Below are 1,096 nucleotides of genomic sequence, written 5' to 3'. Positions count from 1 at the left end.
CGTTCGCGTCCCGACGCCATCGCTTTGCGTTGCAACGCCCAAACCCTGACCTACGGCGAACTCAACGCCCAGGCCAACCGCCGCGCCCGTCAGTTGATCACTCACGGCGTCGGCCCGGATGTGCTGGTTGGGCTGGCCGCCGAGCGGGGCTTCGACATGCTGGTGGGCCTGCTGGCGATCCTCAAGGCCGGCGGTGCCTACGTGCCGCTGGACCCGACGTATCCCCAGGATCGTCTGGCCTACATGATGCAGGACAGCGGCATTCGCTTGCTGCTGACCCAAGCGGCCCTGGTCGATCAATTACCGGTGCCGGAGGGCGTGCAGACGCTGCTGTTGGACGCCGATGTCAGTGCTTTCACCGACAGCGATCCGCACGTAGTAATGGACGCTGCGAACCTCGCCTACGTGATCTACACCTCCGGCTCCACCGGCAACCCGAAAGGCACCTTGCTGCCGCACCACAACGTGCTGCGCCTGTTCGAGGCCACCGAATCCTGGTTCAGCTTCGGCGCGCAGGATGTCTGGAGCCTGTTCCATTCCTACGCATTCGACTTCTCGGTCTGGGAAATCTTTGGCGCGCTGCTCCACGGTGGCGAGCTGTTGATCGTGCCGTATGACATCAGCCGCTCACCGCAGCAATTCCACGAACTGCTCTGCGATGCCGGGGTAACGGTGCTCAACCAGACACCGTCGGCGTTCAAGCAACTGATGCACGAAGCCTGCACCGACTCGCGAAGCAATGCCTTGCGTTACGTGGTGTTCGGCGGCGAGGCGTTGGACGTCAAGTCCTTGCGCCCGTGGTTCGAGCGCTTCGGCGATGCGGCGCCGCAACTGATCAACATGTACGGCATCACCGAAACCACCGTGCACGTGACCTACCGTCCGCTATCAGTGGCGGACCTGGAACAGGACGCCAGCAGCCCCATCGGCGAACCGATTGCCGACTTATCTTGGTATCTATTGGACGGTGATTTGAATCCGGTGCCGAAAGGCTGCATCGGTGAGCTGTACGTCGGTCGTGCCGGTCTGGCACGGGGCTACCTGAACCGTGGTGACCTCACTGCATTGCGGTTCATCCCCGATCCGTTCGGCGAAA

General features: G+C 62.5%; 1 protein-coding gene. It reads left to right on the top strand.

The window, feature by feature from the left end:
- Positions 1-1,096, top strand: a 1,096-nt coding sequence (locus tag AACY42_RS28485; protein WP_339483837.1) for an amino acid adenylation domain-containing protein, incomplete at both ends; no start/stop codon positions are given.

The organism is Pseudomonas sp. RL_5y_Pfl2_73 (assembly GCF_963970515.1).
Lineage (GTDB): Bacteria > Pseudomonadota > Gammaproteobacteria > Pseudomonadales > Pseudomonadaceae > Aquipseudomonas.
This window is presented reverse-complemented; position numbering and strand designations above follow the sequence as displayed.